This is a genomic window from Caproicibacterium sp. BJN0003, from assembly GCF_026314295.1.
Lineage (GTDB): Bacteria > Bacillota > Clostridia > Oscillospirales > Acutalibacteraceae > Caproicibacterium.
This window is the reverse complement of the sequence record NZ_CP111108.1, coordinates 2,274,847-2,300,890: the sequence shown is the minus strand read 5'-3', so window position 1 is coordinate 2,300,890 and position 26,044 is coordinate 2,274,847. Positions and strand designations below refer to the sequence as shown.

The 26,044-nt window shown below is 45.4% G+C and carries 27 protein-coding genes; 5 read left to right on the top strand and 22 right to left on the bottom strand.

Annotated elements, in window-relative coordinates:
• Positions 1-120 precede the first annotated feature (120 nt).
• The 12 genes from OP489_RS11445 to OP489_RS11390 all read right to left on the bottom strand — a co-directional run bounded on the left by OP489_RS11445 (position 121) and on the right by OP489_RS11390 (position 10,654).
• The gene (locus tag OP489_RS11445) at positions 121-600 is read right to left on the bottom strand and encodes a pyridoxamine 5'-phosphate oxidase family protein (protein WP_266162110.1); all 480 of its coding nucleotides are present in this window, start codon (positions 598-600) and stop codon (positions 121-123) included.
• 80 nt (positions 601-680) lie between these two features.
• Complete coding sequence (accA, locus tag OP489_RS11440) at positions 681-1,454, bottom strand: acetyl-CoA carboxylase carboxyl transferase subunit alpha (RefSeq protein WP_266162109.1); 774 nt, start codon at positions 1,452-1,454, stop codon at positions 681-683.
• Positions 1,451-2,320, bottom strand: a complete 870-nt coding sequence (gene accD / locus OP489_RS11435) for an acetyl-CoA carboxylase, carboxyltransferase subunit beta (RefSeq protein WP_266162108.1) — start codon at positions 2,318-2,320, stop codon at positions 1,451-1,453. The genes accA and accD overlap by 4 nt, the downstream gene beginning before the upstream one ends.
• A gap of 15 nt (positions 2,321-2,335) precedes the next feature.
• Positions 2,336-3,676: an acetyl-CoA carboxylase biotin carboxylase subunit gene (accC, locus tag OP489_RS11430; RefSeq protein WP_266162107.1), complete on the bottom strand. Its 1,341-nt coding sequence runs from the start codon at positions 3,674-3,676 to the stop codon at positions 2,336-2,338.
• Between the two features lie 9 nt (positions 3,677-3,685).
• Positions 3,686-4,102, bottom strand: coding sequence for a 3-hydroxyacyl-ACP dehydratase FabZ family protein (locus OP489_RS11425; RefSeq protein ID WP_266162105.1), 417 nt, complete (start codon positions 4,100-4,102; stop codon positions 3,686-3,688).
• 63 nt (positions 4,103-4,165) lie between these two features.
• A complete protein-coding gene (gene accB, locus OP489_RS11420) occupies positions 4,166-4,624 on the bottom strand; it encodes an acetyl-CoA carboxylase biotin carboxyl carrier protein (RefSeq protein WP_266162104.1) in 459 nt (152 codons plus the stop codon).
• A 6-nt stretch (positions 4,625-4,630) separates the two neighbouring features.
• On the bottom strand, positions 4,631-5,872 hold the full coding sequence (fabF, locus tag OP489_RS11415) for a beta-ketoacyl-ACP synthase II (RefSeq protein WP_266162103.1): 1,242 nt from the start codon (positions 5,870-5,872) through the stop codon (positions 4,631-4,633).
• Between the two features lie 24 nt (positions 5,873-5,896).
• Positions 5,897-6,643 (bottom strand): 3-oxoacyl-[acyl-carrier-protein] reductase, encoded by a 747-nt coding sequence (gene fabG, locus OP489_RS11410; protein ID WP_266162102.1) that lies wholly within the window; start codon positions 6,641-6,643, stop codon positions 5,897-5,899.
• Positions 6,640-7,572, bottom strand: coding sequence for an ACP S-malonyltransferase (locus OP489_RS11405; RefSeq protein ID WP_266162101.1), 933 nt, complete (start codon positions 7,570-7,572; stop codon positions 6,640-6,642). The genes fabG and OP489_RS11405 overlap by 4 nt, the downstream gene beginning before the upstream one ends.
• Positions 7,560-8,507, bottom strand: coding sequence for a nitronate monooxygenase (locus OP489_RS11400; RefSeq protein WP_266162100.1), 948 nt, complete (start codon positions 8,505-8,507; stop codon positions 7,560-7,562). The genes OP489_RS11405 and OP489_RS11400 overlap by 13 nt, the downstream gene beginning before the upstream one ends.
• The gene (locus OP489_RS11395; protein ID WP_266162099.1) at positions 8,504-9,502 is read right to left on the bottom strand and encodes a beta-ketoacyl-ACP synthase III; all 999 of its coding nucleotides are present in this window, start codon (positions 9,500-9,502) and stop codon (positions 8,504-8,506) included. Before OP489_RS11395 ends, OP489_RS11400 begins: the two co-directional genes overlap by 4 nt.
• A gap of 177 nt (positions 9,503-9,679) precedes the next feature.
• On the bottom strand, positions 9,680-10,654 hold the full coding sequence (locus tag OP489_RS11390) for a dipeptidase (RefSeq protein ID WP_266162098.1): 975 nt from the start codon (positions 10,652-10,654) through the stop codon (positions 9,680-9,682).
• Between the two features lie 164 nt (positions 10,655-10,818).
• On the opposite strand from OP489_RS11390, the gene OP489_RS11385 reads away from it, so the two are divergent.
• Positions 10,819-11,442: a potassium channel family protein gene (locus tag OP489_RS11385; RefSeq protein WP_266162097.1), complete on the top strand. Its 624-nt coding sequence runs from the start codon at positions 10,819-10,821 to the stop codon at positions 11,440-11,442.
• 15 nt (positions 11,443-11,457) lie between these two features.
• Positions 11,458-12,114 (top strand): potassium channel family protein, encoded by a 657-nt coding sequence (locus OP489_RS11380; protein WP_266162096.1) that lies wholly within the window; start codon positions 11,458-11,460, stop codon positions 12,112-12,114.
• A 60-nt stretch (positions 12,115-12,174) separates the two neighbouring features.
• Here the strand turns inward: OP489_RS11380 and OP489_RS11375 are convergent, their stop codons facing one another.
• Positions 12,175-12,678, bottom strand: a complete 504-nt coding sequence (locus OP489_RS11375; RefSeq protein WP_266162094.1) for a cob(I)yrinic acid a,c-diamide adenosyltransferase — start codon at positions 12,676-12,678, stop codon at positions 12,175-12,177.
• A gap of 180 nt (positions 12,679-12,858) precedes the next feature.
• Between OP489_RS11375 and OP489_RS11370 the strand changes: the two genes are divergently transcribed.
• The 3 genes from OP489_RS11370 to OP489_RS11360 all read left to right on the top strand — a co-directional run bounded on the left by OP489_RS11370 (position 12,859) and on the right by OP489_RS11360 (position 16,027).
• Positions 12,859-14,379, top strand: a complete 1,521-nt coding sequence (locus tag OP489_RS11370) for a S1C family serine protease (protein WP_266162093.1) — start codon at positions 12,859-12,861, stop codon at positions 14,377-14,379.
• 137 nt (positions 14,380-14,516) lie between these two features.
• Complete coding sequence (locus OP489_RS11365; RefSeq protein ID WP_266162092.1) at positions 14,517-15,254, top strand: MerR family transcriptional regulator; 738 nt, start codon at positions 14,517-14,519, stop codon at positions 15,252-15,254.
• Positions 15,255-15,352: 98 nt separating this feature from the next.
• The gene (locus OP489_RS11360; RefSeq protein WP_266162091.1) at positions 15,353-16,027 is read left to right on the top strand and encodes a YoaK family protein; all 675 of its coding nucleotides are present in this window, start codon (positions 15,353-15,355) and stop codon (positions 16,025-16,027) included.
• A gap of 40 nt (positions 16,028-16,067) precedes the next feature.
• Here the strand turns inward: OP489_RS11360 and OP489_RS11355 are convergent, their stop codons facing one another.
• The 9 genes from OP489_RS11355 to OP489_RS11315 all read right to left on the bottom strand — a co-directional run bounded on the left by OP489_RS11355 (position 16,068) and on the right by OP489_RS11315 (position 26,041).
• A complete protein-coding gene (locus tag OP489_RS11355) occupies positions 16,068-17,483 on the bottom strand; it encodes a lipopolysaccharide biosynthesis protein (RefSeq protein ID WP_266162089.1) in 1,416 nt (471 codons plus the stop codon).
• A gap of 217 nt (positions 17,484-17,700) precedes the next feature.
• Positions 17,701-18,381, bottom strand: coding sequence for a V-type ATP synthase subunit D (locus tag OP489_RS11350; protein ID WP_266162088.1), 681 nt, complete (start codon positions 18,379-18,381; stop codon positions 17,701-17,703).
• A 37-nt stretch (positions 18,382-18,418) separates the two neighbouring features.
• Entirely contained in the window at positions 18,419-19,795 is a 1,377-nt protein-coding gene (locus OP489_RS11345; RefSeq protein WP_266162087.1) for a V-type ATP synthase subunit B, read from the bottom strand.
• Positions 19,796-21,568, bottom strand: coding sequence for a V-type ATP synthase subunit A (locus tag OP489_RS11340; RefSeq protein WP_266162086.1), 1,773 nt, complete (start codon positions 21,566-21,568; stop codon positions 19,796-19,798). It lies immediately after the preceding gene.
• Between the two features lie 17 nt (positions 21,569-21,585).
• Positions 21,586-21,906, bottom strand: coding sequence for a V-type ATP synthase subunit F (locus OP489_RS11335; protein ID WP_266163540.1), 321 nt, complete (start codon positions 21,904-21,906; stop codon positions 21,586-21,588).
• An 18-nt stretch (positions 21,907-21,924) separates the two neighbouring features.
• The gene (locus OP489_RS11330; protein WP_266162085.1) at positions 21,925-22,890 is read right to left on the bottom strand and encodes a V0D/AC39 family V-type ATPase subunit; all 966 of its coding nucleotides are present in this window, start codon (positions 22,888-22,890) and stop codon (positions 21,925-21,927) included.
• Positions 22,891-22,893: 3 nt separating this feature from the next.
• Positions 22,894-23,496 (bottom strand): V-type ATP synthase subunit E, encoded by a 603-nt coding sequence (locus OP489_RS11325; RefSeq protein ID WP_266162084.1) that lies wholly within the window; start codon positions 23,494-23,496, stop codon positions 22,894-22,896.
• A gap of 42 nt (positions 23,497-23,538) precedes the next feature.
• Entirely contained in the window at positions 23,539-24,021 is a 483-nt protein-coding gene (locus OP489_RS11320; protein ID WP_266162083.1) for a V-type ATP synthase subunit K, read from the bottom strand.
• Between the two features lie 4 nt (positions 24,022-24,025).
• Positions 24,026-26,041 (bottom strand): V-type ATP synthase subunit I, encoded by a 2,016-nt coding sequence (locus OP489_RS11315; protein ID WP_266162082.1) that lies wholly within the window; start codon positions 26,039-26,041, stop codon positions 24,026-24,028.
• Positions 26,042-26,044 lie beyond the last annotated feature (3 nt).

The following is a 26,044-nucleotide window of genomic DNA, read 5'->3' as shown; positions in this document are numbered from 1 at the left end:
AATAAAAAAATCCTCCTATTAAAAACCAAAGACTTATTTTATCTAAAATATTCCCAATAAGTATACCATAAAAAATGCCGAAAAAAAAGCCGTCCCGGCAGAAACCGAAACGGAGACCGCTTATGATTGCGGCGGAAGATATTCTTTACAGGAAATTGATTCCACGGTCATCTTTAGAATTACGGTGCGGGCAAGAGATTCCGGAGAAAAAGAAAAATTTTGTTCGGCAGAATACTGTTTCATTAAAAGGGAAAGCGCTTTTTCTTTTTCGGAGGGCTCTTCTACAAATTGTACTTTTCCAGTCCCGATGACACTCTGATAGTAAAAGGAATATTCACAGGCAAAACGGCCTTTTTTCACGGCGTGTGAAGTATCAAGTTCAAAAGAAAGCTCTGGATTTTTCCGAAGAAGATCGAGCTTTGTTCCCTCTTTGGCGCTATGAAAATAAAAGATCCCGTTTTCCTCTGGTAAGAATCCAAAATTGAGCGGAATTAGATAGGGAACGGGGTCGTTTGTAATTGCAAGACGACAGCAGTCGCATTTTTGAATGATGGAAAATATTTTTGTTTGGTCAACTACTTGTCGATCACTTCTGCGCATAAACAAATTCCTCCTCAATCGAATACAATGAACAATCTATTTCATCCAGTATAGTAAAAAGAAAGAAAAAAAGCAATCCTTTAGAATCTTTGCCGAAAACGTTCGTAACGTGACTTGGCAAGATCTTCTCCCGAAAAAGTCTTTTCTTTTTGAAAGAATGAAAAAATGTTTTTTTCAAGATCTTCGTAGAGCGGAGTAAAATCACCATTTTCCGGTTCCGGAAAAATACGGTCGGCGGCTTTTAGCTTTAATAAGTCTTCGGCTGTCATGTGCAGGCATTCTGCTGCCTCGGCTGCTTTTTCACTGTCCTTCCAAAGAATAGAAGCACAGCCTTCCGGAGAAATGACTGAATAAACGGCATTTTCCAGCATCCAGACTTCATCGGCAACCGCTAAACCAAGTGCACCGCCGCTGCCGCCTTCCCCGACAAAGAGAGATAGAATGGGCGCTTTGAGCGTCATCATTTCGCAGAGGTTTTCGGCAATTGCCTGCCCTTGTCCGCGTTCTTCGGCGGCAACACCGCAGTATGCACCGGCAGTATCGATAATGCAGAGAATTGGACGATGGAATTTTTCCGCCTGTTTCATAAGCCGGAGTGCTTTGCGGTAACCTTCCGGATGTGCCATGCCAAAATTATGTGCGACTCGCTCCGCCGTATTATGGCCGCGTTCCAATGCAATCACTGTTACAGGCATTCCGCAAAGCCGTCCGATCCCTGCAATGACCGCGGGATCGTCGCCAAAACGTCGGTCACCGTGAAGCTCTGTAAAATCGGAGACCAAATGAAAAAGAAAATCAGAGGCAGTAGGGCGCCCTTTTGCGCGTGCCGCTAAAACACGTTCATATGCTTTCATATGGAATCTGCCTCCTCATTATGATGTAAGCTCAAAAAATTTGAGAGTTGTTCTTTTTGGGTTTCCCGGTTGGAAAGCGCATCGACAAATCCTTTTTCTAAAAGAAATTCTGAGCGTTGAAACCCTGCAGGCAATTTTTGGCGAATTGTCTGTTTAATGACACGGGGCCCGGCAAATCCAATCAGTGCCTGAGGTTCAGCGAGGATAATATCTGCTTCCATTGCGAAACTTGCCGTAACGCCGCCGGTAGTCGGATCGGTCAAAACAACGATATAAAGAAGTCCCGCATCGCTGTGCAGTTTTACGGCACCGCTGGTCTTCGCCATCTGCATTAAAGAGAGAATCCCTTCCTGCATGCGCGCGCCGCCGGAAACCGTCCAGCCTACAACAGGCAAATGATTTTCGGTAGCATATTCAAAAAGACGAGTGATCTTTTCTCCGACCACAGTGCCCATGGAACCCATCATAAAATTAGGGTCCATGACAAAGATCGCACATGGTTCCTGACAAATTTGCGCAATTCCGCAGACAACGCCCTCTCGTTCGTGAGTGGAAAGGAAGGAATGAGAAAGCTTTTTGTTATAATCCGGAAAATCCAGAATGTTTTTGCTGCGTAGCTTTCCAAACAGTTCAGAGAAAGAACCTTTATCAGTCATCATGGCAATGCGCTCACGAGCGCTCATATGCAAAAGATGGCCACATTTCGGACATTTAAAAAATGATTTTTCCAGATCGTGCGCAAATAAAATCTTTTTGCATTTGGAACAGCTAATACATAATCTGCCCGGAATATTTGGATGAGAGGCATTTTCGCCTCCTTGTTCCAGTGTGTTTTTTGGCTTTTGGAATAATTCTTTATTCAGCACTCTTTCACCTTCTCCTTATTTTTCTTTCATCAAAAGATCCATAAAATCGGTACGGTAGGTGCCGTTTCGAAAAGTAGGATCATCCAAAATTTGCAATTGCAGCCCAACATTATGATGGATTCCATCGATAATCAGTTCACATAAAGCAGTGCGCATTTTGCGAATCGCTTCTTCCCGAGAGGAAGAAGCCACGATCAGTTTGCCGATCATGCTGTCATAAAACGGGGGAACGGTATACCCTTGATAAAGAGCGGTATCAAAACGCACGCAGGGGCCACCAGGAATGTGAAGAAGACGAATGGTACCGCAGCTCGGTAAAAATCCATGTTCCGGATCTTCTGCATTGATACGGCATTCCAGAGCATGACCCGAAGGGATCACTTCTTTTTGTGTGAAATTAAGCGGAATGCCCGCGGCAATTCGAATTTGCCATTTGACGAGGTCAAGTCCCGTAACAAGTTCTGTAACCGGATGTTCCACCTGCAGGCGGGTATTCATTTCCATAAAGTAGAACTTTTCATCATAATAGAGAAATTCGACTGTTCCGGCGCCCACATAACCACAGGCTTTTGCGGCTTTTAGAGCTGCCTCCTGCATCTTTTTGCGGATTGACTCAGAAATTGCCGGGCTGGGACTTTCCTCTAAAAGCTTTTGGTGATGGCGCTGAACTGTACATTCCCGTTCGCCAAGCGTTACGCAGTTTCCATCTTTGTCGCAAAGCAGCTGCATTTCAATGTGCTTTGCCGGATAAAGATACTTTTCAAGATAAACGCCGCCGTCGCCAAATGAGGCTTGTGCTTCTGCCGAAGCAGTACGCCACGCATTTTCAAAGTCTTCTTCGCGCTCTACTAAGCGAATTCCACGTCCGCCGCCGCCGGAGCGGGCCTTTACCAAAAGCGGAAACCCAATTTCATGCGCAGCGGCAAAAGCTGCTTTCAAGGTATCCACGACTTCACTGCCGGGGATTACCGGAACGCCAGCCTCCTGCATCATTCGGCGCGCCGCATCTTTGTCTCCCATTTCGGAGATAACTTCGGCAGGCGGCCCGATAAAGGTGATCCCGCAGGTTCTGCAAAGATCGGCAAATTCGGCGTTTTCACTTAGAAGGCCATATCCCGGATGAATGGCTTCCGAACCGGTAATGCTGGCCGCAGTCAGGATCGCCGTCATATTCAGATAACTTTCACTTACGGGAGCCGACCCAATACAAATGGCTTCGTCGGCGAGAGAAACGTGCAGCGCATCTCGGTCAGCTTCGGAGTATACTGCTACTGTTGAGATTCCCATCTCGCGACAGGCGCGAAGAATCCGAACAGCGATTTCTCCACGGTTTGCAATTAGAATTTTAGAGAACACAAGAGCACCTCATTTCTCGGAGACTGCAAAGGAAAACTCGCCGGAAACCACCATTTTATCATTTATATATCCTTTTCCGGAAGCAAAATAAAACGGAGGGCGGGATTTTGTGATTTCACATTTTAAAATCAGGGTATCGCCGGGACGTACCTGCCCGTGAAATCGTACTTTGTTCATGCCTGCATAAAGGGGTGTTTTCCCTTTTAATTGCTCCTTTAACGGCAGGCAGCAGGTCTGTGCAAGCATTTCACACTGAATGACACCGGGAACAATTGGGTATCCCGGGAAATGGCCTTTTAAAAACCATTCATCCCCGCGAACGGTATAACGTCCCTCTGCACTGTTTTCACCGGTTTGATCCGCTTCGTCCAAAAGCAGCATGGGTTCTCTGTGGGGGAGAATTGTTTTTAATTCTTCTTTCGTCATAAAAATCCCTCTTTTCCTAAGAATAAACAAAGACGGCGAACTGGTTCGTCGTCTGAAAAATTTTTAGCCAATATAGAAAAGTGTTTGACCATATTCAACGACTTGACCGTTTCGGACGCAAATTTCGAGAACTTTTCCATCCTTTTCGGCAGAAATTTCGTTAAAAAGCTTCATAGCTTCGATGACACAGAGAGTGTCACCCTTTTTGACGAAATCGCCTACGCTTACAAACGGTTTTGCATCGGGGGAGGGGGCATTATAAAAAACGCCGACCATGGGAGCTTTTAATGGGGTCCCTTCTGGTGCAGGAGAAATTTTCAAAGCGGATTTTTCTGCCTTTTCCTGCGGCTGTGCCGAAATCGGCGCAGCAACATCGAACTCTTTTGATGTTGCTGGGAGCGGTGCTTTTTCTGAAAAAGCACGCTCCAGCCGCAGGTGTGTGCCGTTTTCTTTCAGATCAAGGACCGAAAGACCGGTTTCCTGCATCAGACGTGAGAGCGAGCGAATTTCTTCCAGTTTCATTCAGAGTTAGTCCTCCTTTTCTTTATGAAAAGCCAGACAGGCATTATGTCCGCCAAAGCCGAGGTTAGTGCTGATTGCCCATTCGGGATCTTTTTTAAGCGCCTCATTTGGGGTATAGAAAAGATCGCATTCGGGATCGGGCTCTTGATAATGAATCGTTGGAGGAATGATTCCGGTTTCAAGGGCTTTTACGCAGGCGATTGCTTCTGCTGCACCGGTTGCACCCAGCATATGGCCATGCATGCTTTTGGTAGAGCTGATCCATGCGCTTTTTGCCCAGGATTCGCCCAGAGCTTTTTTAAAGGCCAGTGTTTCTGTTTTATCGTTGAGAGTCGTACTGGTGCCGTGAGCGTTAATATAAAGCGGGGTGTCCTTTGCAATTTTTGCTTCGGCGACTGCCAGACGAATTGCTTCGGCAGGACTTTCCGCGGAGGATTCCGGCGCTGTCATGTGATAAGCATCATTTGTATTCCCATAGCCGCAGACTTCCGCATAGATGTGCGCACCGCGTTTTTTAGCGTGGTCATAGTTTTCCAAAATCAGAATGGCTCCGCCTTCTCCCATAACAAAACCGCTGCGGCGTTTGTCAAATGGAACAGAGGCACAGTTTGGATCGGTGCCGGTATGAAGTGCCATGCAGTTTGCAAAACCTGCGGTGGCAAGTTCGTTAATGGTCGCTTCACTGCCGCCTGCGATCATCGCATCTGCGTAACCGTTTTGAATCGCACGATAAGCTTCGCCGATCGCGTTTGCGCTTGTTGCACAGGCTGTTGTAATGCACATACTAGGGCCTTTTGCAGAAAATCGGATGGCAATAGTGCCTGCCGCCATATTGGAGATCAGCATCGGAATAAAGAAAGGCGAAACGTGACGGGGACCTTTTTCTTTGCATTTTGTGCATTCTTTTATAAAGGTTTCCATTCCGCCGATTCCGCTGCCGACATAAACCCCAAGGCGATTATCTGGAACCGTTCCGAGAAGTTTGCTGTCTTCCATCGCTTCAGAGGCGGCGGCTACAGCGTACTGCGTATAGAGGTCCGCTTTTCGTGCATCTCTTTTATCCATATAGGCGAGCGGGTCAAAGCCTTTTACTTCGGCCGCAAGGGTTACTTTGCTGTCTTTGGTATCAAAGCGAGTGATGGGAGCAATTCCGCAGACACCATGGATCAGATGATCCCAAAAAGTAGGGGCATCGTTTCCAATCGGCGTAATGGCTCCGATTCCGGTTATTGCAACTCGATTCATCAAAACAGCTCCTTTCTCTGTTAGAAATTACATGCACATTCCGCCGTCTACCCGAAGTACGACTCCTGTGATATAGGAAGCGTGAGGGCCTGCCAAAAAAACTGCCGCATCGGCAATATCTTCCGGTTGAGCCATTCGTTTGAGCGGAATAGAGCTAAGGGTCTCTTCCCGTACTTTTTCGGGGAGAGAAGCGGTCATATCGGTTTCGACGAAGCCGGGGGCAATCGCATTACAGGTAATGTTCCGGCTGCCGAGTTCTTTTGCAATGGATTTTGTTAAGCCAATCAATCCTGCCTTTGCAGCGGAGTAATTGGTTTGTCCGCCGTTTCCGGAAAGACCGACTACAGATGAAATATTGATAATACGGCCTTCGCGCGCACGCAGGAAGGTACCGTAGAAGCCTTCAATCATATGAAAAGCGCCTTTCAGATTGGTATTGAGGACGGCGTCTAAATCTTCCTCTTTCATGCGGCGCAAAAATCCATCCCGGGTAATTCCCGCATTATTTACGAGAATTTGTACGGAGGAAAAATCATTTAAAATCTCTTTGCAGATAGCACTTGTGGCATCTGCGTCGGCAACATCGCATTGATAAGCTTGCGCTTTAACGTTAAGATTCAAAAGCTCAGAAACCGTTTTTTGTGCAGCCTCTTTGTTCCCAGCATAAAGGATTGCAATGTTGGCACCTTCAGAAGCCATTTTTAGAGCGATCGCACGGCCGATGCCACGAGAACCGCCAGTGATTACGGCAGTTTTTCCGGAGAGTGTTTTCATTTTTTGCCCTCCTTTAATGCTTCTAATGTGGATTGGAGCGTTTCGGCGTCTTCTACCCGTAAAATCTGTGCCTGCGGCAGTGTCTTTTTCACAAGTCCGGAAAGTGTTTTGCCGGGACCGCATTCGATGAAGGTATGAATACCCGCCTGCGCCATGTGCTCAATCGTTTTCTGCCATAAAACCGGGGAACAGATCTGTAAAGACAGAAGCCGAATGATTTCATCTTTATCAGCGGGATAAGGTTTTGCCGTATAATTTGCATAGAGTGAAAGCTCCGGGGAATGCAGATTTACTTTTTGAAGATAATTGCCGAATGACTGCGCAGCACTTTTCATCAGAGGAGAGTGAAATCCGCCGCTGACCTTGATTGGAACTGCACGTCCGCCCGCTTCTTTTACCGCTTCACAGAGCGGCTCAATTTCCGGAAGCTTTGCGGAGACAGCGATTTGTCCTGGACAATTATAATTGACCGGCCATGCGGCCTCAAATTTTTTGCAGATTTCCTCAACTTCTTCTTCTGAAAGACGAAGGACAGCTACCATGGAACCCGGATTTTCTTCTGCGGCTTTTTCCATCAGTTCTCCGCGGCGGCAAACGGCACGAAAGCCATCTTCTGGAGAAACCACTTTGCAAAAAGTCATCGCTGCAATTTCTCCCAGAGAAAAACCGGCGGCACAGCTGGGGGTAATGCCGGCTTCTTTTAGAGCCATTGCTGCTGCATAATCCACACACCAAACGCAAGGCTGAGTATTGCGGGTGATGGTAAGTTCCTCTTTTGTACCGGAAAAGCATTGCTCTTTTGTGCCGGGACGAATTTTATCAGCCATGTCAAAGACTGCTTTGGCAGCAGGACTTATATTACAGAGGGACTGTCCCATCCCAGTGTATTGGGTTCCCTGACCGCTAAACAGAAATGCTATCTGATCCATTTGGAAGCCCCTTTCAGTGCAGTTTCTGCGCCGGAAAACAGATCTTCGATAATTTCGGCACAGGTTTGTTCTTCTTTAACCATGGAGGCAACTTGTCCTGCAAGGAAGCATCCGTGTTCCAGATCACCTTCCCGTGCGGCTTTGCGCAATGCGCCGGTTCCCAATGCTTGCAGGGATTCTTCCGAAATCGAAAGATCGGCTTCCTGTTTTGCAAACTCTCTGGAAAAAGGACTTTTTAGAGCTCGTACTGCGTCACCGGTTCGACGGCCGGTCACGATTGTGTCGGTATCTTTTGATTTTAAAATTCGTTCTTTATAAATTTCAGAGATGGTGCATTCCTTTGCAACTAAAAAGCGGGTCCCGACTTGGATTCCCTGTGCACCCAGCATAAAGGCTGCTGCTGCCTGCCTTCCATCGGCAATTCCGCCGGCGGCAAGAACGGGAACGTCTACCGCATCTACAATCTGCGGGACCATTGCCATTGTGGTAAGCTCTCCGATATGGCCGCCGCTTTCGCAGCCTTCTGCCACTACGGCACATGCTCCATTGCGGACAGCCCGTTTTGCAAAATTCACGGAGGCGACGACCGGAACTACTTTAATGCCTGCTTTTAGCCAGGCCGGCATATATTTTCCGGGGACACCGGCGCCGGTAGTAACGATCGGGACTTTTTCTTCAATGACGGTTTGTGCGACCTCTTCGACAAAAGGACTCATCAGCATGACATTAACACCGAAGGGCTTGTCAGTCAGTTCCCGGCATTTACGGATTTCAGCACGAAGTTGTTCTCCGTTCGAATTCATTCCGGCGATCAGGCCTAAACCGCCTGCATTGCTGACTCCTGCTGCAAGAGAAGCGTCGGCGACCCACGCCATGCCTCCCTGAAAGATGGGATATTTGATTCCGAATAAATCACAAATTGGTGAATGAATCATTTTGAAACCTCCGAATCAAAAATTTTCTTAGGATCAATCGTCCAGCGCAGAATTGCGCTGCCGGTAGTCAGGCCGCCGCCAAAAACGACAAGGCCTAAAAGATCACCGGGCTTAAAAGTGCCTTTTCGGCAAAACTCATCCATCAGAATCGGGACAGCTGCGGCGGAAGTATTGCCCCAGTTCTGGATGTTGATGCAATATTTTTCGGTTGGAATCGGCAAACGGTGCTGTGCCCCTTCAATGATTCGCAGATTTGCCTGATGAGGAAGCACCCAGTCGAGATCTTTTAAATCAATTCCGGCTTCTTGAGCCGCGAGCTTTAACTGACGGCATAGATTGCTTACTGCAAAACGATAGGTGTTTTGTCCGGACATGTGCAGATATTGCTCGGCAGGGTGATCCATTTTTAAAAACGGGCTTTGTCCGTCGGTATTATCGATTCTAAGCGTTAGAGGATCCCCCTTTGCGGTGAGGTGAATCGATAATAAAGCATCCCCTTGTCCAAGAACGACTGCGCCTGCGCCATCTCCAAAGAGCGGGCAGGTGGTGCGGTCCTGATAGTTTAATAGACGGCTCATTGTTTCGGCAGCAACGACCAGTACCTTTTTGGCACGATTGCGGCAGAACCAGCCGTCTGCTGTATCCAGCGCATAAAGGAAGCCGGAACAGGCGGCATTGAGGTCAAACGCAGGACAAGAGGCCCCCAGAGCGTTCTGCAGAATGCAGGCAGCAGAGGGGGTGATGCAATCGCCGCGGATGGTGGCGACTAAAATTAAATCTAATTCTTTTGGTTGTACTTTGGCCATTTTGAGCGCTTTTTGAGCCGCTTCCAAGGCAAGGTCCTGGAGCGTTTCTGTGGTACAGACGTATCGTGACTCAATTCCGGTGCGGCTTCTGATCCATTCATCAGAAGTGTCAACCAGTTGGGCGATATCGTCGTTTGTTTTCCGGCAGGCCGGGTGGGCGCTTCCGGTTCCCAGTATTTCAAAACTCATCTGCTACAAAACACATCCGTTTCTAACTAAATTAATTAAAATATTTTAACAAAAAATTTTATTTGTATTATGCAACGAATTTCTGTATTTGTCAAGAGATCAATTCCCATAAAAAGGAAATTGCAAAGGGATAAAAATGGAATAGCGCCTTATATGATTGAACAAAATATCCATATTTTAATGAATAGCCGCCCCAAAAAAGCGCATGGCATTTCGGTAACAGATCTTTTCCACTTGGGAGGCAGGTAGCTTTTTGTTAAGTGCTTCTGCAAGAAGCGGCAGCCCTTCATATCCGCCCATTTCGAGCTTGCTTTCAATTCCATCAAAGTCGCTGCCAATCGCGACCGCATCGATTCCTGCCTGATTGCAAAGATAGCAGGTACAGCGGACGATATCCGCAATTTTTGTCAGGTGATTTTCGGTGTCCGGCAAAAAGCTGTCTTCAAAATTGACTCCGCAGATTCCACCGCAGTCTCCCAAAATATGCAGCATTTCATCGGTGAGATTGCGTGGGTGCGGTTGTAAACTGCGTGCACAGGAATGGCTTGCAAGAAATGGAATATGCATTTTTTGGCTCAGTTCGGCAACATTATAAAAGCCCCCATCAGAGAGATGAGAAACGTCTACTGCAATCCCTAAGTCCATCATTCGCAAAACGGCTTCTTTCCCAAATGGTTTCAGTTCGAGATTGGTTTTCGCTTCCTCGCGATCGTTGGGATAGCCGAGAGAATTTTCGTAGTTCCAAGTGAGCGTCATCAACCTGACTCCGTCCTGATAAAGGGTTTCCAATTTTTCAAGGCTGCCGGATAAGACAACCGAATCTTCGATGGTCAGAATTGCAGAAACAAGCCCATTTTTTATGTTTTGCTCAACATCTTCTATTTTTAATGCCGGTGCAATTAAATCATTGTTCTTTTGCAGTTCCTCTTTAAAAAGGGAATTTGCTTTCTGATAGAATTCCCATGGAGAATCTTTCACACCATATTTTTGTGCGCATCTGTGTGTCGGAATCCAGATTGCAAAACATTGTGCGATGGCGCCGGTGCTTTTTAGGCGAACAAAATCGAGGTGACCGTTATTCCGGCGAAGAGGAGCTTTTTTTAAAAGTCCGCTCATCGTTAGTGTATCACAGTGAAGATCAAAAAAACGCATAAGAAAGTCTCCCTTTTTTAAAAATTATAACATACGAAAAGTTTTACGAGGACTGCTTTTGCAATTTTCGCTAAAATCTTGTATTCCAGAGCCGTTTATGATATACTCGGATATATTTTTGAGATTTACCGAAAAGCGGTAATTAAGCAGGAGGAAACGAGATTATGAATGTTCTAGTGGTGGGATGTGGACGCCTTGGTTCTCAGATCGCTACAATCATGGATTCTATGGGGCATGACGTAGCAGTTGTGGATGAGCATCCGGAACTTTTTTATCGGCTGCCGACCGATTTTAGCGGGATGACTGTAGCGGGAATGCCAATGGATCTAAAAGTTCTAAAAAATGCCGGAGCGGAAAATTGCGATATGGCGGCGGTTGCTACTCCGGACGATAATTTAAATATTACGGTGACACAGATTATTCAGCAGTTTTTTAAAGTGGAAAATGTTGTTACCAGAATCAGTGATCCAGCCCGAGAAGAGGTATTTACGGCATTTGGTCTACGAACGGTCTGCCCGACCAATCTTGCCGGTGATATGATTGTGCAGGCACTTGTCAATCCAAATCAGAGTAAACAGATGGCTTTTGGTACCGCTAATGCAGCATTTCATACTTATCCGGTAGAAAGTTTTATGATCGGAAAGCGACTTGGCAACATCGGTGTGAATGAAAAAGAAGTTCCATTTGCTTTGCTACAAAAGGATGGGACGATGATTTTGGCCGGAAAGGATCCGGATTATATGATTCAGCGGGAAGACCGCATGATTTGGGCAGAGGTCATTGATTGATCGGAGGGGAATCTTGTGAATATTGTAATTATGGGTGGCGGCAAGCTTGGTCGTCAGCTGGCGCTCAATATGTTGGAACGAAAAAACACCGTACAGATTATCGAAAAGGATCGTCTGCGGAGTCTGCGCCTTGCAAATGAACTCGATTTAGAGGTTATCTCCGGAAACGGAACGGAACTGGAGATCTTGAAGGAAGCACGGACTTCTGAAGCGGATTGCTTTTTGGCAGTCAGCGGCAGCGACCAAGATAACTTGGTGGCCTGTCAGTTAGCAAAGCAGACTTTCGGCGTAAAAAAGGTGATTGCTCGAGCCAATGATCCGCGAAATTTAACGGCACTGCGGGTTTTGGGAATTGATATTGTTGTGAGCAGTACCGAAATTATTACCAATATGATTGAACAGGAAGTGAACGTCAGTGAGATGCACCTTCTGACGACTCTGAACCGTGGTCGTGCTGCTATTGTAGCAATGACGCTGACCGAGCGTTCCGCTGTAAATGGAACTAAACTGCGGGATGTGCAGCTGCCGAAAGGCTCGCTGATTGTTTCTGTTTTGCGGGATGGACAAATGATTATTCCAAACGGTGATTTAGCCTTTTCCTCAGGAGACGAAATTGTGGCGGTCTGTGAAGGAAAATCACAGAAAGACCTGAATCGAATTTTATCCAGATAAAGAAATTAACCACTTAAAAAGGGATAGACACAAACGATTTGTGTTTATCCTTTTTTCTAATTAAAATTCAATCCCCGCGCGGGCCTTTGCACCATGATCAAAGGGATGTTTTTTCTTTTTCATTTCGGTTACATAATCGCACAAGGCTTCGATTTCCAGGTCGGGTTCATGTCCAGTCAGAATGAGCTCCCGATTCTGCGAAAAATGGTGGAGTAAAAGGAGCAGGTCGGCCCGAGAAAGAAATCCGACTTTTACAGCGTCAGTAACTTCATCTAAAATTAATACATCATAAGGCGTTTTTTGAGCAAAATAAAAAGCATTCTGCCAAAAAAGAGAGGCTTCTTCCTTTTCACTTTGATTCATCTGGTTTGTAAATTTGAGATGTTCTGGATTTGGGATTACCTGAAATCCCGAAAGTGACTGTAGAATATGACGTTCGGCGGAGTGATTGTCTTTTAAAAATTGCAGTAAGGTGACTTTTTTTCCGGCACCGCACGCGCGAATGCCAAGTCCTAAAGCGGCGGAAGTTTTTCCTTTTCCATATCCGTAATAATAATGAATCATTCTTTTTTGAGCCCCTTTTTGTTGCATTGATTTTAGTGTATACCGACTTTTTGAAAAACAAAAGGGAAAAATTAATTTTTTTTGGGAAGAATCATAAAATAATTAGAGGCTTATCACCTGATTTTCACATAGGTTCGTTATTCTAAAGCCATAAATTAAAAACGAAAGGGTGTATTTCTCATGTATGATCCCAATGATGAGAAAAATTTTCAGGGAAATCATTCCGATATGAATAATTCTTCGCTTGATTCTCGTGGGGGAAAGGACAGCGAGACCTCTTGGGAAGGCGGCTGCTATCATTCCGGTTCGCAGCATAATGACACATGGCAGCCGGATTCTTATTCCAGTTCTGCTCCCGGCTATCAAAATCCCGCTGGCCAAAATGAAAATTCGAGGGGGCAATGGTATCAGAATACATGGCAAGCTCCAAATACACAGCCTCCGGTGAAAAATGTTCGAGAGAAAAAGAATCGTCTCGGAAAAAAGGGAACCGGAAAACGAATTCTTGCTTGTGTGCTGATTTGCTTTTTGGTTTCAGTTGCAACACTTGGCGGATTTATCGCGTTGGTGGATAACAATGTCATTAAATTCGGAAACTCCGGCAGCAGCGGCAGCGTTTTTACGGTCAATAAGCTGATCAGCGATACGGCGAGCGGTGCTACGAATACTTCTTCTACCGGAACGACACAGCTTTTAACAAAGCAGCAGGCAGCGGCAAAAGTAACGCCTGCAGTAGTCTGTATTGAGAACTACCAGAATACTACTTCGAATTTTTCAGGCTACAGCAAAAATCAGCAGGGCGGAAGTACTGCTGGCAATACGGCGAGCAGCAGTGACGGCGATGTAGAAGGAACTCCTTCCAGTGAAGGCTCCGGCATCATTGCAACATCAGACGGATATATCATCACCAATGCACATGTAGTGGATGGTGCTACCGGGTTGAAAGTGATTTTGTCAGATGGTTCTACCTATCAGGCGAAGCTGGTAGGAAGTGACAGCGTCACAGACCTCGCACTTTTAAAAATTGATGCGACCGGTCTTACCGCCGCGGAATTTGGTTCCAGCTCCGATCTTCAGGTTGGAGATGATGTCCTGGCAATCGGCGATCCAGGCGGTACCGCGTTAAACTCTACCGTTACTTTTGGCAACGTTTCCGCTTTGGAGCGGCAGATTACCACTTCCAGCGGCTATACCATGAAGTTTATTCAGACGGATGCGGCGATTAACCCTGGCAATTCCGGGGGAGCACTCGTTAATCTCTATGGGCAGGTAATTGGAATTAATTCTAACAAATATACCGAAGTAGGCAATACTACAGCCGAAGGTTTGGGATTTGCAATTCCGATTGATACGGCTCAGCCTGTTATCAACGATCTCAAACAGTATGGATATGTAAAAGACCGTGCAATGCTGGGAGTTACAGGAACAATGGTCGATTCGATGACGGCTCGTTTCTATAATTTGCAGGTTGGCTATATGATCGAGTCAGTGAGCAATGATTCCTTAAAGCAGGCAGGACTGCAAAAGGGAGATATTATTACAAAGATTGATGATACGAATGTGACCTCTTCCGGAACGATTACAAACGTTGTGGTTAGCAAAAAACCAGGTGATACCGTGACCCTCGAAGTTTATCATTCTTCTTCTCATCAGACCTCGACGATAACAGCTACTCTTATCCAGGTTCAGGATGCTGGTTAAAAATCCGAATTAGATGATTCAAAAAGGTTCAGCGAAAGCTGGGCCTTTTTTGTGCTTAAAAAATTTTTTAAAAAGCCTTGACTATGCCGTTACGTCATAGTATAAACTAAAAATTGTTGAAAGAGGGTCAGAAAAGAATGAGATTAACCGTTCATGAACTTGCAAAAAAATCAGGAGTCAGTGTGCGTGCACTGCATTATTACGATCAAATCGGTTTACTTCGTCCGGAAGAGGTAAGCAATTCGGGATATCGTTTTTATGGAGAGCAGCAAATGAAGCGGCTTTCGCAGATCCTATTTTTCAGAGAACTGGAATTTCCGCTGAGGCAGATTCAAAAAATTCTTGATAGCCCCGATTTCGACGAAAGAAAAGCGCTGCTTTCTCATCGTCATCTTCTTGTACTGAAGAAAGAACGCTATGATCGGTTGATTGAGTCGGTCGATCAAATTTTGAAAGGAGATTCTAAAATGGATTTTAAAGCATTTGATAAAACGGAATACCAAAATGCACAGAAAGCATATCAGGAAGAAGCCCAAAAGAGATGGGGAGCCTCTAAAGAATGGAAGGAGTATCAGGAAAAAATGAAGACAAAGCCGAAAAAATCGGCAGAGATCGTAGAGGAAGGAGAAGCCTTTTGGAAGCGCTTTGCACAGCACCTTTCTGAAAAGCCGGATTCTCCGGCTGTGCAGGAATTAGTCGGAGAATGGCAAAAATATCTGACCGAAAATTTTTATACCTGCAGCGATGAAATGCTGGGTCACCTCGGAGAGATGTATGTATCCGACGAGCGATTTACTGCCTACTATGAACAGTTTGGAAAAGGCATGGCACAATTTGTTTGTGATGCAATCAGAGCTTACTGCAAAAAACATTGAGTCTTGCCGAAAAAGCGGGTTTAAAGCAGACACTGGTCTTTTCCATGAATATCTGTTAAAATATAATGGAATAAAAGTGGAAAAGAGGAAGAAACAGCGTGAAGCGAGATTTCCTGCATCAACCGATTTCGATTCATGAAATGTTGCCGGTAGGAGCATTGTTGGCAGTTACCGGTGGATACCTAGATGCTTATACGTATTTGATTCGCGGCGGAGTCTTTGCGAATGCGGAGACCGGAAATTTGGTGTTGTTCGCAATGAAACTAGCAAGCGGTGATATGAAAGTTGCTATGCGGTGCCTTGTGCAGATCGTAGCTTTTTTCTGCGGGGTGCTTTGTGCAGAGGGAATCAAACGGCATTTTGCAAGACGCCAGATTTTAGCTTGGGAGCATATGGTGATTCTTTTAGAAATGTTCCTTTTATTTTTGGTAGGATTTGTTCCGCAGACGTTCCCTGATGTGATTGTCAATTTGACGATTGCCTTTGTTTGTGCACTGCAGGTGAATACCTTCCGCAAAACAGCCGGGATGCCATATGCGACTACCATGTGTACCGGGAATCTGCGCAGCGGTGCGGAACATTTTTATCGGTTCCTTTTTGAAAAAGACCGATCTGAAGGGCGCGCTGCAGGGAGATATCTATTTATTATCGTGATGTTTTCCCTAGGTGCAGTTCTTGGATCTATATTTAGTGAATTATTAGGAGCACAATCGATTTGGGTATGCTGCGGAACCCTTTTTGTGATCTTTATCATGATGCTTGTCGGAAAATAAAAAGAGCGGCTTTTCGTTATGAAAGCCGCCCTTTTTATTTTTATTTTTTTAATGTTTTTTCCTTTTTTGCAGGGATAACTTTTCGAATTGTCTGTATAAGAAGTTTTAAATTGATCAGGAGCATGAATACGGTCAGAACAGAGCACCAGATTTGCCAGCCAGGAATTGAGAAAATCATGAAGACACTTTCTGCAACCAAAATAAGGGTATCAACGGTTATGCGGAAAACGTTGAAGTTTATGGGAATAAATCGCCTGGTGTCAATTACCCGCGTAATAAACATGATTAAGTAAGAACAGACAGTTGCAAAAGCAGCACCATTTGGACCAAAAGGACCAATCAAAAGAAAATTCAAAATAAGGTTTGCTCCGGCGCCTAAAACCGTCGTTACCATGTTATTAAAGCTCTTTTTTTCTACGATGTAGATTGTACCGAGGAAACTGCAAAGGCAGGCATAGGCTGTTCCAATCACAAGAATTGGAAGATAAATCCAACCTTCATGATAATCTTTGCTGGTCATGACGCTCATCAGAGGACGGCAAAGCAAAATCAAAACAGCACTTCCGGAAAAAATTAAAGCACAGAGCGCTTTAAACACTCTAGTAAAAAAGCTGGCGCGTCCCTTTTCTTCGGTGATGGCACTCATCTGCCATGCATCCATAAAAATGGAACTCAGCATGGTAATCAGGTTTGGAATTTTATAGGCTGCGGAGAAAGCACCGTTGACAGCATCTCCCAGCATATTTGCAACCATCAGACGGTCACTGGAGTTTGTAATCCAAAAGCAGATTTTGCTGGGGATCAGAGGAATTGTAAACTGCGTCATTTCCCGAAAAATTGGTTTTTGATAGCCTTTGAAGCGAACAAATTTATGAAGATCGGCAACCCAGAAAAGGAAAATAGAGCTTAAAGCATCTGAAAGAATGATTCCGAGAAGATAACCGGTTACACCTAAATGGAATGGATAAAGCAAAAGAAGCGTCAGCGTTAGATTGGTGAAAGTGGCGAGAATCCCATCAAAAGCATAAAGTTTCACCATGTTTCGTGCACGCACAAATTGGCTGCATACGCTTCTTAGAGAGCTGGTAAAAACAAAAATCGAAACTAAGATTTCACGTCCCTGCATAAAGCTTAGAAAACTGATTTTGCTCAGGAGTGGAGAGCATAACAACAGGACGACAAATCCACTAAAGACAGAAATTAAACCGGTAGTAAAAACATCCGGTTTCCGGTAATGCTTATCAAGACCAAAGCGGATAATACCGTCGACAATCTGCAAAGAAAAAATGGGGAACAGGAGGTTGCCCATATCCTGCAAAAGCGTAGCGGTGCTATAATCTGATTTACTTAAAACGTTGGTAACAAACGGCAGCATTAAAAAGACGAGAACTTTTGAGCTAAAAGTGCCGATTGCAAAGATCAGGGTGTTTGATAGTAATTTCTTGTATTTATTCAACGTTCAGACGCTCCATCGCTTTTTAATTTAGACAAAAAAGAATTTGATAAGCCGTATTATACCATAATGAGAGGGAAAATACTATCCCTTTCAGGCTCAAAGAAGGTCCATTTTTTTCTGATAAAATGAGTCATCGATGGGCTTTAATAAAATGGTGTAAAATATAAAAAGCTTCTGCCTTAAAAACGAAATTAGGCAGAAGCTTTTTATCGTGAGATTAATTTTGCGGAACTTCTTCTAAAAGGCGTTCCTTATAATGGTGTGCTTCTTCGAGCATCATATCTTTTACCTTCATCAGACGAATTTGTGTGCTGCGTTCGTTTTCGTCCAGCTTCATGGTAATATATTTGATGCTGCTTTGTAGATTTGGAATCATCACATGTTCCAATGCGTTCACACGTCGGCGAGTCTTTTCAATCTCTTCTGCCATTAGTTGGCAGGATTTTTCTGTTTCTGCCAGACGAAGCATATCCGGCAGGAGCTCAGAAAGTGAATAGACGGCGGAGTCGAGGTCTGCACTCGTAAAGGCAAAACCATAGGAATAAATGTCGTTGGGATCCGAAGTGCGGGTATGATAGGTGAAAATAGGAATTTCAACACTCATGATGTTTCGAGTTCCATATTCCACCGAGACCTCCTGCTTTGGCGCTAAAAGTGCTACATCAAGAATTTCATCCTGCATTCCGGCACGAGCCAGCAGAAAGTTTTTGTTGGCTTTATAGATCCCGGCTTCCACTTTTTCCCGCAGTGCCTTATTTTCCCGGACCAGATCCAAAAACTGACGCATTAATTCGTCCCGCTTATCTTTAAGCAGCTTGTGGCCGCGGGTGGCTGTTACGAGTTTCTTTTTTAGCCGGGTCAGTTCCATTCGGGTTGGATTAATATGGGTCGAAGCCATTTGCCCTTCCTCCTTTCTGCGCTACAGTTTTTGGGCGTTATTGGACTTTCCCATAATATTTGTCGAGATATTCGTCCTTAATTCGCTTTAGTTCACTGCGCGGCAGAATGGAAAGAAGCTTCCAGCCAATATTCAGCGTTTCTTCAATGCTGCGGTTGGTATAATATCCCTGCGAGACATACTCTCGCTCAAATTCATCAGCGAATTTTGCATAGAGCTTATCGATATCGGTAAGAGCTGCTTCGCCTAAGACGGTCATTAGCTCTTTTGCATCTTTTCCACGGGCATAAGCTGCGAAAAGTTGGTTCATCGTATTGGCATGGTCAGCGCGTGTTTTGCCTTCGCCGATACCCTTATCCTTTAGACGGGAAAGACTCGGTAAAACGTCGATCGGCGGGGTGATTCCTTTTCGATAAAGTTCACGCGAAAGAATGATTTGGCCCTCTGTAATGTATCCGGTCAGATCGGGAATCGGGTGGGTCTTGTCGTCTTCCGGCATCGTCAGAATCGGGATCAGCGTGATAGAGCCGGATTTGCCTTTTTGACGTCCGGCACGTTCATAGAGGGAAGCTAAATCCGTGTACATGTAGCCTGGGTAGCCACGGCGCCCAGGAACTTCTTTTCGTGCGGCGGAAACTTCACGCAGAGCATCGGCGTAGTTCGTAATATCAGTCATGATGACGAGAACGTGCATGTTTTTCTGGAAAGCCAGGTATTCGGCAGCGGTCAGTGCCATCCGCGGGGTTGCGATTCGTTCGACTGCAGGGTCGTTTGCCAAATTAATAAAGAGCACAGTGCGGTCGATTGCACCAGTCTCACGGAAAGATTCTATAAAAAAGTTTGCTTCCTCAAAAGTGATGCCCATTGCGGCAAAGACAACCGCAAAAGGTTCATTTGTACCAATTACCTTTGCCTGCCGCGCAATCTGGGCGGCAAGGTTGGCATGAGGCAGACCGGAGGCGGAAAAGATCGGCAGCTTTTGTCCACGGACAAGGGTATTTAAACCATCAATCGCGGAAATACCGGTTTGGATAAATTCCTGCGGGTAGTTGCGGGCTGCGGGATTCATAGGCAGACCGTTAATATCGAGCCTTTTTTCCGGAAGAATGTCAGGGCCATTATCGATTGGGCGGCCAAGACCGTCGAAAACACGCGAAAGCATATCTTCAGAAACACCCAGTTCCATGCTGCGCCCTAAGAAACGAACCTTACTGTTGGAAAGGTTGATGCCGGTGCTGTCTTCAAATAGCTGAACCAACGCGTTGCTGCCGTCGATTTCCAAAACTTTGCAGCGTCGCTTTTCACCGTCTGAAAGCTCAATTTCACCTAATTCATCATAGGTGACACCTTCTACTCCGCGGACCAGCATCAGAGGACCGGCAACCTCTTGAATTGTTTTATATTCTTTAGGCATTTATGCTTCCTCCTTTTTTGCGAGGATATCTGCAATCTCTTTGGAAAGCTCGCATTCGATTGCGGAAAATTCTTCGTCGGCCTTGTCAACTGGAAGATATTTAAAACGACCGATCTGCTCACGCACAGGCAGCTTGACGAGATCATCAATGCAAGCTCCCTTCTGCAGTGCATCATTGGAGAAATCATAATAGGAAAGGACCATCTTCATCATTTGGTACTGCTTTTGAAGCGGGGTGTAAGTATCGACTTCATGAAAAGCATCTTGATGCAGAAAATCTTCACGGATACTGCGGGCAGCTTCCAGCGTTAGGCGGTCAGGTGCGGAGAGCGCATCCATGCCGACCAGCTGAACAATCTCATTGAGTTCATTTTCTTTCTGCAGAATCTGCATGATTCTACCCCGCATGGACATCCAATCTGGTTCTACATGAGAGTTAAACCATTTTTCCATCTTATCTACATAGAGAGAATAAGAGGTTAACCAGTTGATAGCAGGGAAGTGACGCTTATAAGCAAGATCGGAGTCAAGACTCCAGAAGACCTTAACGATTCGTAAAGTTGCCTGAGAAACAGGTTCGGAAATATCGCCGCCCGGTGGGGAAACAGCACCGATGACTGAAAGAGAACCTTCCCGATCATCACTGCCGAGAACTTTTACTCGACCGGCGCGCTCATAGAATTGTGCAAGTCGGCTGCCGAGGTAAGCGGGGTAGCCTTCTTCACCAGGCATTTCTTCCAAACGTCCGCTCATTTCACGGAGGGCTTCTGCCCAGCGAGAGGTGGAATCTGCCATCAATGCAACAGAATATCCCATATCACGAAAATATTCAGCAATCGTGATGCCGGTATAAATGCTGGCTTCACGTGCGGCAACCGGCATATCGGAAGTATTGGCAATTAAAACGGTGCGTTCCATTAGAGAAAAGCCCGTTTTGGGGTCTTTTAATTCCGGAAATTCGTTCAGAACATCTGTCATCTCGTTGCCGCGTTCTCCGCAGCCGATGTAGACGACAATATCGGCTTCCGCCCATTTTGCAAGCTGATGCTGTACAACGGTTTTACCGGAACCAAAAGGTCCCGGAACAGCTGCAACACCGCCCTTGGCGATGGGGAACAGCGTATCAATGACGCGCTGGCCGGTGACGAGCGGCATATCCGGCGAGAGCTTTTTTTGATAGGGACGCCCTTTGCGGACAGGCCATTTCTGCATGAGTGTCACTTTATGTTTGGTTCCGTTTTCATCTTTTATTTCTGCAATGAAATCAGTGACTTTATAGTCTCCTTCGCTGATGGAGTCAATTATGCCATCAGCACCTTTTGGTACCATGATCCGGTCGGTGATAATTTCGGTTTCCTGTACAGTGCCGAGAATATCGCCTTCTTTTACCGGGTCACCAGCCTTCTTTTGGGGAATAAAGTGCCAAACTTTTTCTCGGTCGAGGCTGGGAATTTCTACGCCGCGATGCAAATTGTTGCCGCTCTCTTCCATGATCTTAACAAGCGGACGCTGAATTCCGTCATAAATACTGCCTAAGAGGCCAGGCCCAAGCTCTACCGAGAGCGGGGCGTCAGTGCTTTCCACTGGCTCTCCGGGTCCGAGACCACTAGTTTCCTCATAGACCTGAATGGAGGCTTGGTCGCCGTGAATTTCAATAATTTCGCCAATCAGACGTTGGGCACTGACACGTACTACATCAAACATATTAGCGTCCCGCATGCCTTCGGCGATAACCAGAGGTCCGGCTACTTTTTTTATGGTTCCGATGCTCATTCTATTTTCACCTGCTTTTAATCATTATTAAAAATAATATCCGAACCGACGGCTTGCTCTACGCTGCGCTTAACTGCCCGGATTCCCTCTCCGGTATTTCCGGAGATACCGGGAATTAGGATAACCGCGGGGAGCGGTTGAGTGCGCAGACGGTCGATTTCTGACTGAATCTGGCAAGCTAAGGATTCGGTAATATAGATTACCGCATAATTCTGCTCCGAAAGTTCCCGCAGAAGATGGGAACCTCTTTCGGGGTTAGAAACTGGAAAGGTGGCAAGACCCAGGGCGGCAAATCCATAAATGCTGTCCCGGTCGCCGAGTACTGCGATTTTATACATCATAGACACTTCCCTTTCTCAGACCACATAAAGTTCCCGCATGCGCTGGCGGATAAATTCTTGAGGCATCCCGTTGCGCTTACCGGAAAGCAGAATTCGTACTGATTTGAGCTCCGTTTCTTTGGCAATCAGAAAGGCTGCCAGAGGGCCAAGCGTAAAGGGGTTATAGAGTTCTTTTCGAATTTGGCGGATGATCAGATTATCACACCAACTTTCGAAAGCGGAAGCGGATTCTCTGAGAGAATCGATTGCATCTGCATAACGGCTGGTAGAGAGAACGTCAAAGATCGCTTCTTCGCTTTGAGTTGCAGCTTTTGCCAAACGGTCGGTATCGAGAGAATCACAGGGGGCTAGTGAACATTCGATCAAAGAGAGCGGCTTTCCGGTATGAAATGCGCGAACCGCGATTTTGATATCGGCAGCGGCTACCGTTAGCTCTGCATATTCTCGAATGGCTTCAGTATCAGAAGCTTTTCCGGCTTTTTCGATGGCACAAAGACAAGCTTTGTCCAGAATTAAATCGCATAACTGTCCGTCTCTCGTATGGAGAAGTGCCTCGAATGCTTCCTGTGCGGGAGCCTGCATTTCCTCGGGGAGAAGATTCCACTCGGATTTTTGGACAGCCGTCTGAATTCTTTCCATGGGAATCGTTCCATTTGGAATATAAACGCTCGGCATGGAAGTATTGGTACAGCGTAGTTTGATTGCCGCCTTTAGGTTGTGATAGTCATTTTTTAAAAGAAAGACGTTAAAAACACTCAAGTCAGGAACCAGTTCTGAAAGAAGATCCCATGTCTTTTTTTGTTCGGCAGAAAACATTTTATCGACACCATTTAAGGTATCCCAGCCTTTGCCTGCAAGAAGATTAAGGCAGTCTTCTTCTGTTTTTGCACTGATCAGCTGATCCATCATCGAAGAGTTTAGCAAAGAAAGTTCTTTTGAGCGAATTCGTGCAACTGCATAAGGATAAAGATTTTTTGCCATGTCTCAGTCTCCTTCCGGAAAAAGCAGAGTGGCGGCCTTGTCCTGCATTTGTTCTTTTTGCGCATCAAAGAGTGCTTCAAAAGAACAGTTTTCTTCGATTCCCCCATAGGAAAGGATCAGCCCGCCTGAAATCAATTTTGCTTCTGGACTGAGTTTTAGTGATCCACCGGCTTTTTTCGCCTGTGCATCTGCCTTTTCGGCGAAATCCTGTGGCATTCTCTGAAGATCTTTAGAGTTCAGAAAAATTTCGCCTTTTTCTGGAAGTGCATATTTTGCAACAATTCTTAAAAGGACCTTAAAATACTCCTCTGTGGGTAGATTCAGAAGATCTTTTTTGGAATCTTCCACTGTTTCTTCGATGATCTGCAGTTTTTCGTTGAGCAGAATCCGGCGTTCTTGTAAAACGGCGGCACTTTTTGAGCGTGCCTTTAAATCCTGCGCTTGCTTTTGAATCTTTTCAGAAGCAGCCCCAAGAAATTCGGCAGCGTCTATCTGTGCTTTTCCGGTAATTGTTTTTGCTTCCGCCTCTGCAGAGAGACGAATGCTTTTTGCGGTTTCTTCGGATTCGTTTTTGATCTGTTCAATAATTTTTTCTAATCCGGTCATAGATTCACGCTCCTTTCAAATAAATGGATTAATAAAAGGAGTTTAGATGCTCATTCCATTAATAGCATTTACGGAAAGAATGGAAACAAGCAAAGCAAGAATGGCATAAGTTTCAACCATGATTGGGAAGATCATGGATTTTCCGAATTGATCAGGGCGCTTGCTCAGGAGTCCCATGGAAGAAACAGAAGCGTTTGCCTGACTGATAGCGCTGAAAAGGCCAACGACCGCAATCGGCAGGCATGCCATCAAATACAGGAGCCCTTTAGCGATAGAGACGTTTGGATTTCCACCGAGAATACCAATATTGGAAAGAGTCAGAAAAGCGATAATTAAGCCATAGATTCCCTGTGTGCCGGGAAGAAGTTCAAGAATCAAAATTTTACCGAATTTACTTGGATCTTCGGTCACAACACCTGCTGCGGCCTGGCCGGTACGTCCAACACCGATTGCAGAACCTGTTCCTGCGAGGAGAGCTGCCAGAGCAGCGCCCAAAAGTGCAAATACGACTCCAAGATTTTCCATAGTTTTAATCCTCCCTAAATTTAAAGAATTTTGTGTGAATACCAAAGGGGTGAAATTTATCTCCGCCGCCTTCGTAGAATTTACCAAAGAATTCTACATACTGCAGGCGAACGGTATGGACATAAGCGCCCAGCATATTGATGCCGATATTCATTGTATGGCCTAACAAGAAGACGACGATAAAGAGAATCGCTCCGCCGATTCCTCCGCCTGCCATTGTACCCATCTGATTAACAACATTTGCGATAATTCCGGTCGCAAGACCGAGAGCCAGCAGACGGGAGTAAGAAAGAATGTCGCTCAAATAACCGGTTGCGTTATTATAAAGAGCAAAAATTCCTTTTAAAATGCGTTTAACAGGATTTTGTGAGTCTCTTCCACTGGTTGCAATAATTCCGACGGCGCCGATTATAGTAATCCAGGTGGCAACCTGTCCTACCATCGGGGAAAAGTCCCATTTTACACCCGCCATATTTTGAAATAGAGAGGTTGTAAAAAGGAGTAAAAGCAGACCGCCTACAAAGAGGTAGATAAAAACAACATCGTAAATAACATCAAGGTGTGCACCCTGTTTCCAATCCTGAAAGCCTTTTACAGCGACGCCTAAGAATAGATGAATAATGCCGATGCCAAGGCAGAACATCAAGAGTCGCATGGGGTTATTGACCGGCGTAAACCATAATGCCGGCATGGAAACCTCGTGCCCGAAGAAGGTAGCAGAAATTTTCTGAATGGCATCACCGAAAAATCCGCCAAAGAGAAATCCCCAAACCATCGTAGAGATTCCACAGAAAAAGAACATACGAATCGATTTTCTGAGATTCGGTTCCATATTCTGATATTTTTTAAGAATAATTCCACAGGCGATGACCATCAAAAGGCCATAGCCTGCATCGGAGAGCATCATGCCAAAGAAAAAATAAAAGAAAAATGCGATGACGGAAGAGGGATCGATTTCTCCTTTTCCGGGGAGACTGAAAGATTCCACAACTGATTCCATTGGAGAAGTGAAATCATTGTTTTTAAGCAGTACAGGGGCTTCTTCTTGATCAGAAAGATTTTCGATCTCTACTGCTACACCACAAGTTTCATAAAGTTCTTTGAAAAGCTTCTCCGCATTTTCCGCAGGCACATATCCGGTAAGCAGAAAGGTGCGTCTTGACTGAATCAGTGTTCCAAGGACCTGATATTTTTCTTCCCGCATGGAAAAATAATCCACAAGAAAAGTGATTTCATCCCGCTTGTCCGCATAAGAGGCAATCCCATCTTGTGCGGCGTTGATTTCTTCGTCAACCCTTTGAATCTTTTCTTCTAACCGTTTGGCTTCTTCTCTTGGAGGATTTGCGCATAAATTGGCTGGCCGGGCAAATCCCAAAGAGCGCAAAAGCTCTTCTGACTTTTCACAGATCGACCGGTTTACAAGCAGAAAAACACAGGTTTGTTCTGTTGTGCTGTCAATTATTTGTGTATAGATTCCGTTTTCGGGCAATGCTTTTGCAAAAGCTTCCTCTATCATTTCGTTGGTAACGCCTTCAGGCATGGTACCAATAAAAGCACTGGTCTTTTGGGTACCGGAAAATTGCAAAGGAACGTCTAGCGAAAGCCATGGATGTAAAGTTTCTAGCTGCATTTGCAGCTTTAATTTTGCTGCGTTCTTTTCATGAATTTCTTTTTCGTAAGTATTAATGGTTGCTGCAATTTCAATGATTTTTTCTCGTTTTCGTTCGAGAGTGTGATATTCCTTTAGAGTGATCGCTTTACGTCCCTCTAAAACAGAGAGAGGAGACGTTTTTCGTGGGACGTAAGAGTCCAGCGTTCCTAATGCCTGTGATGCAGACTGCTGCATTTGCTGAAACTGTGTTTTGCTCGAAGAAACGTCCATTCGGTGAAAAATGTGATCTTCTTCTTTATTAAGAGGCGTAATTTCCACCACTCCACGACGTTGAAGAAGCTCTAAAGTCTGTTTGCGGTTTTTTCGCAGCCCCAAAAGGTTGATTCGCCGCATCTGTACGACCGCCATAAA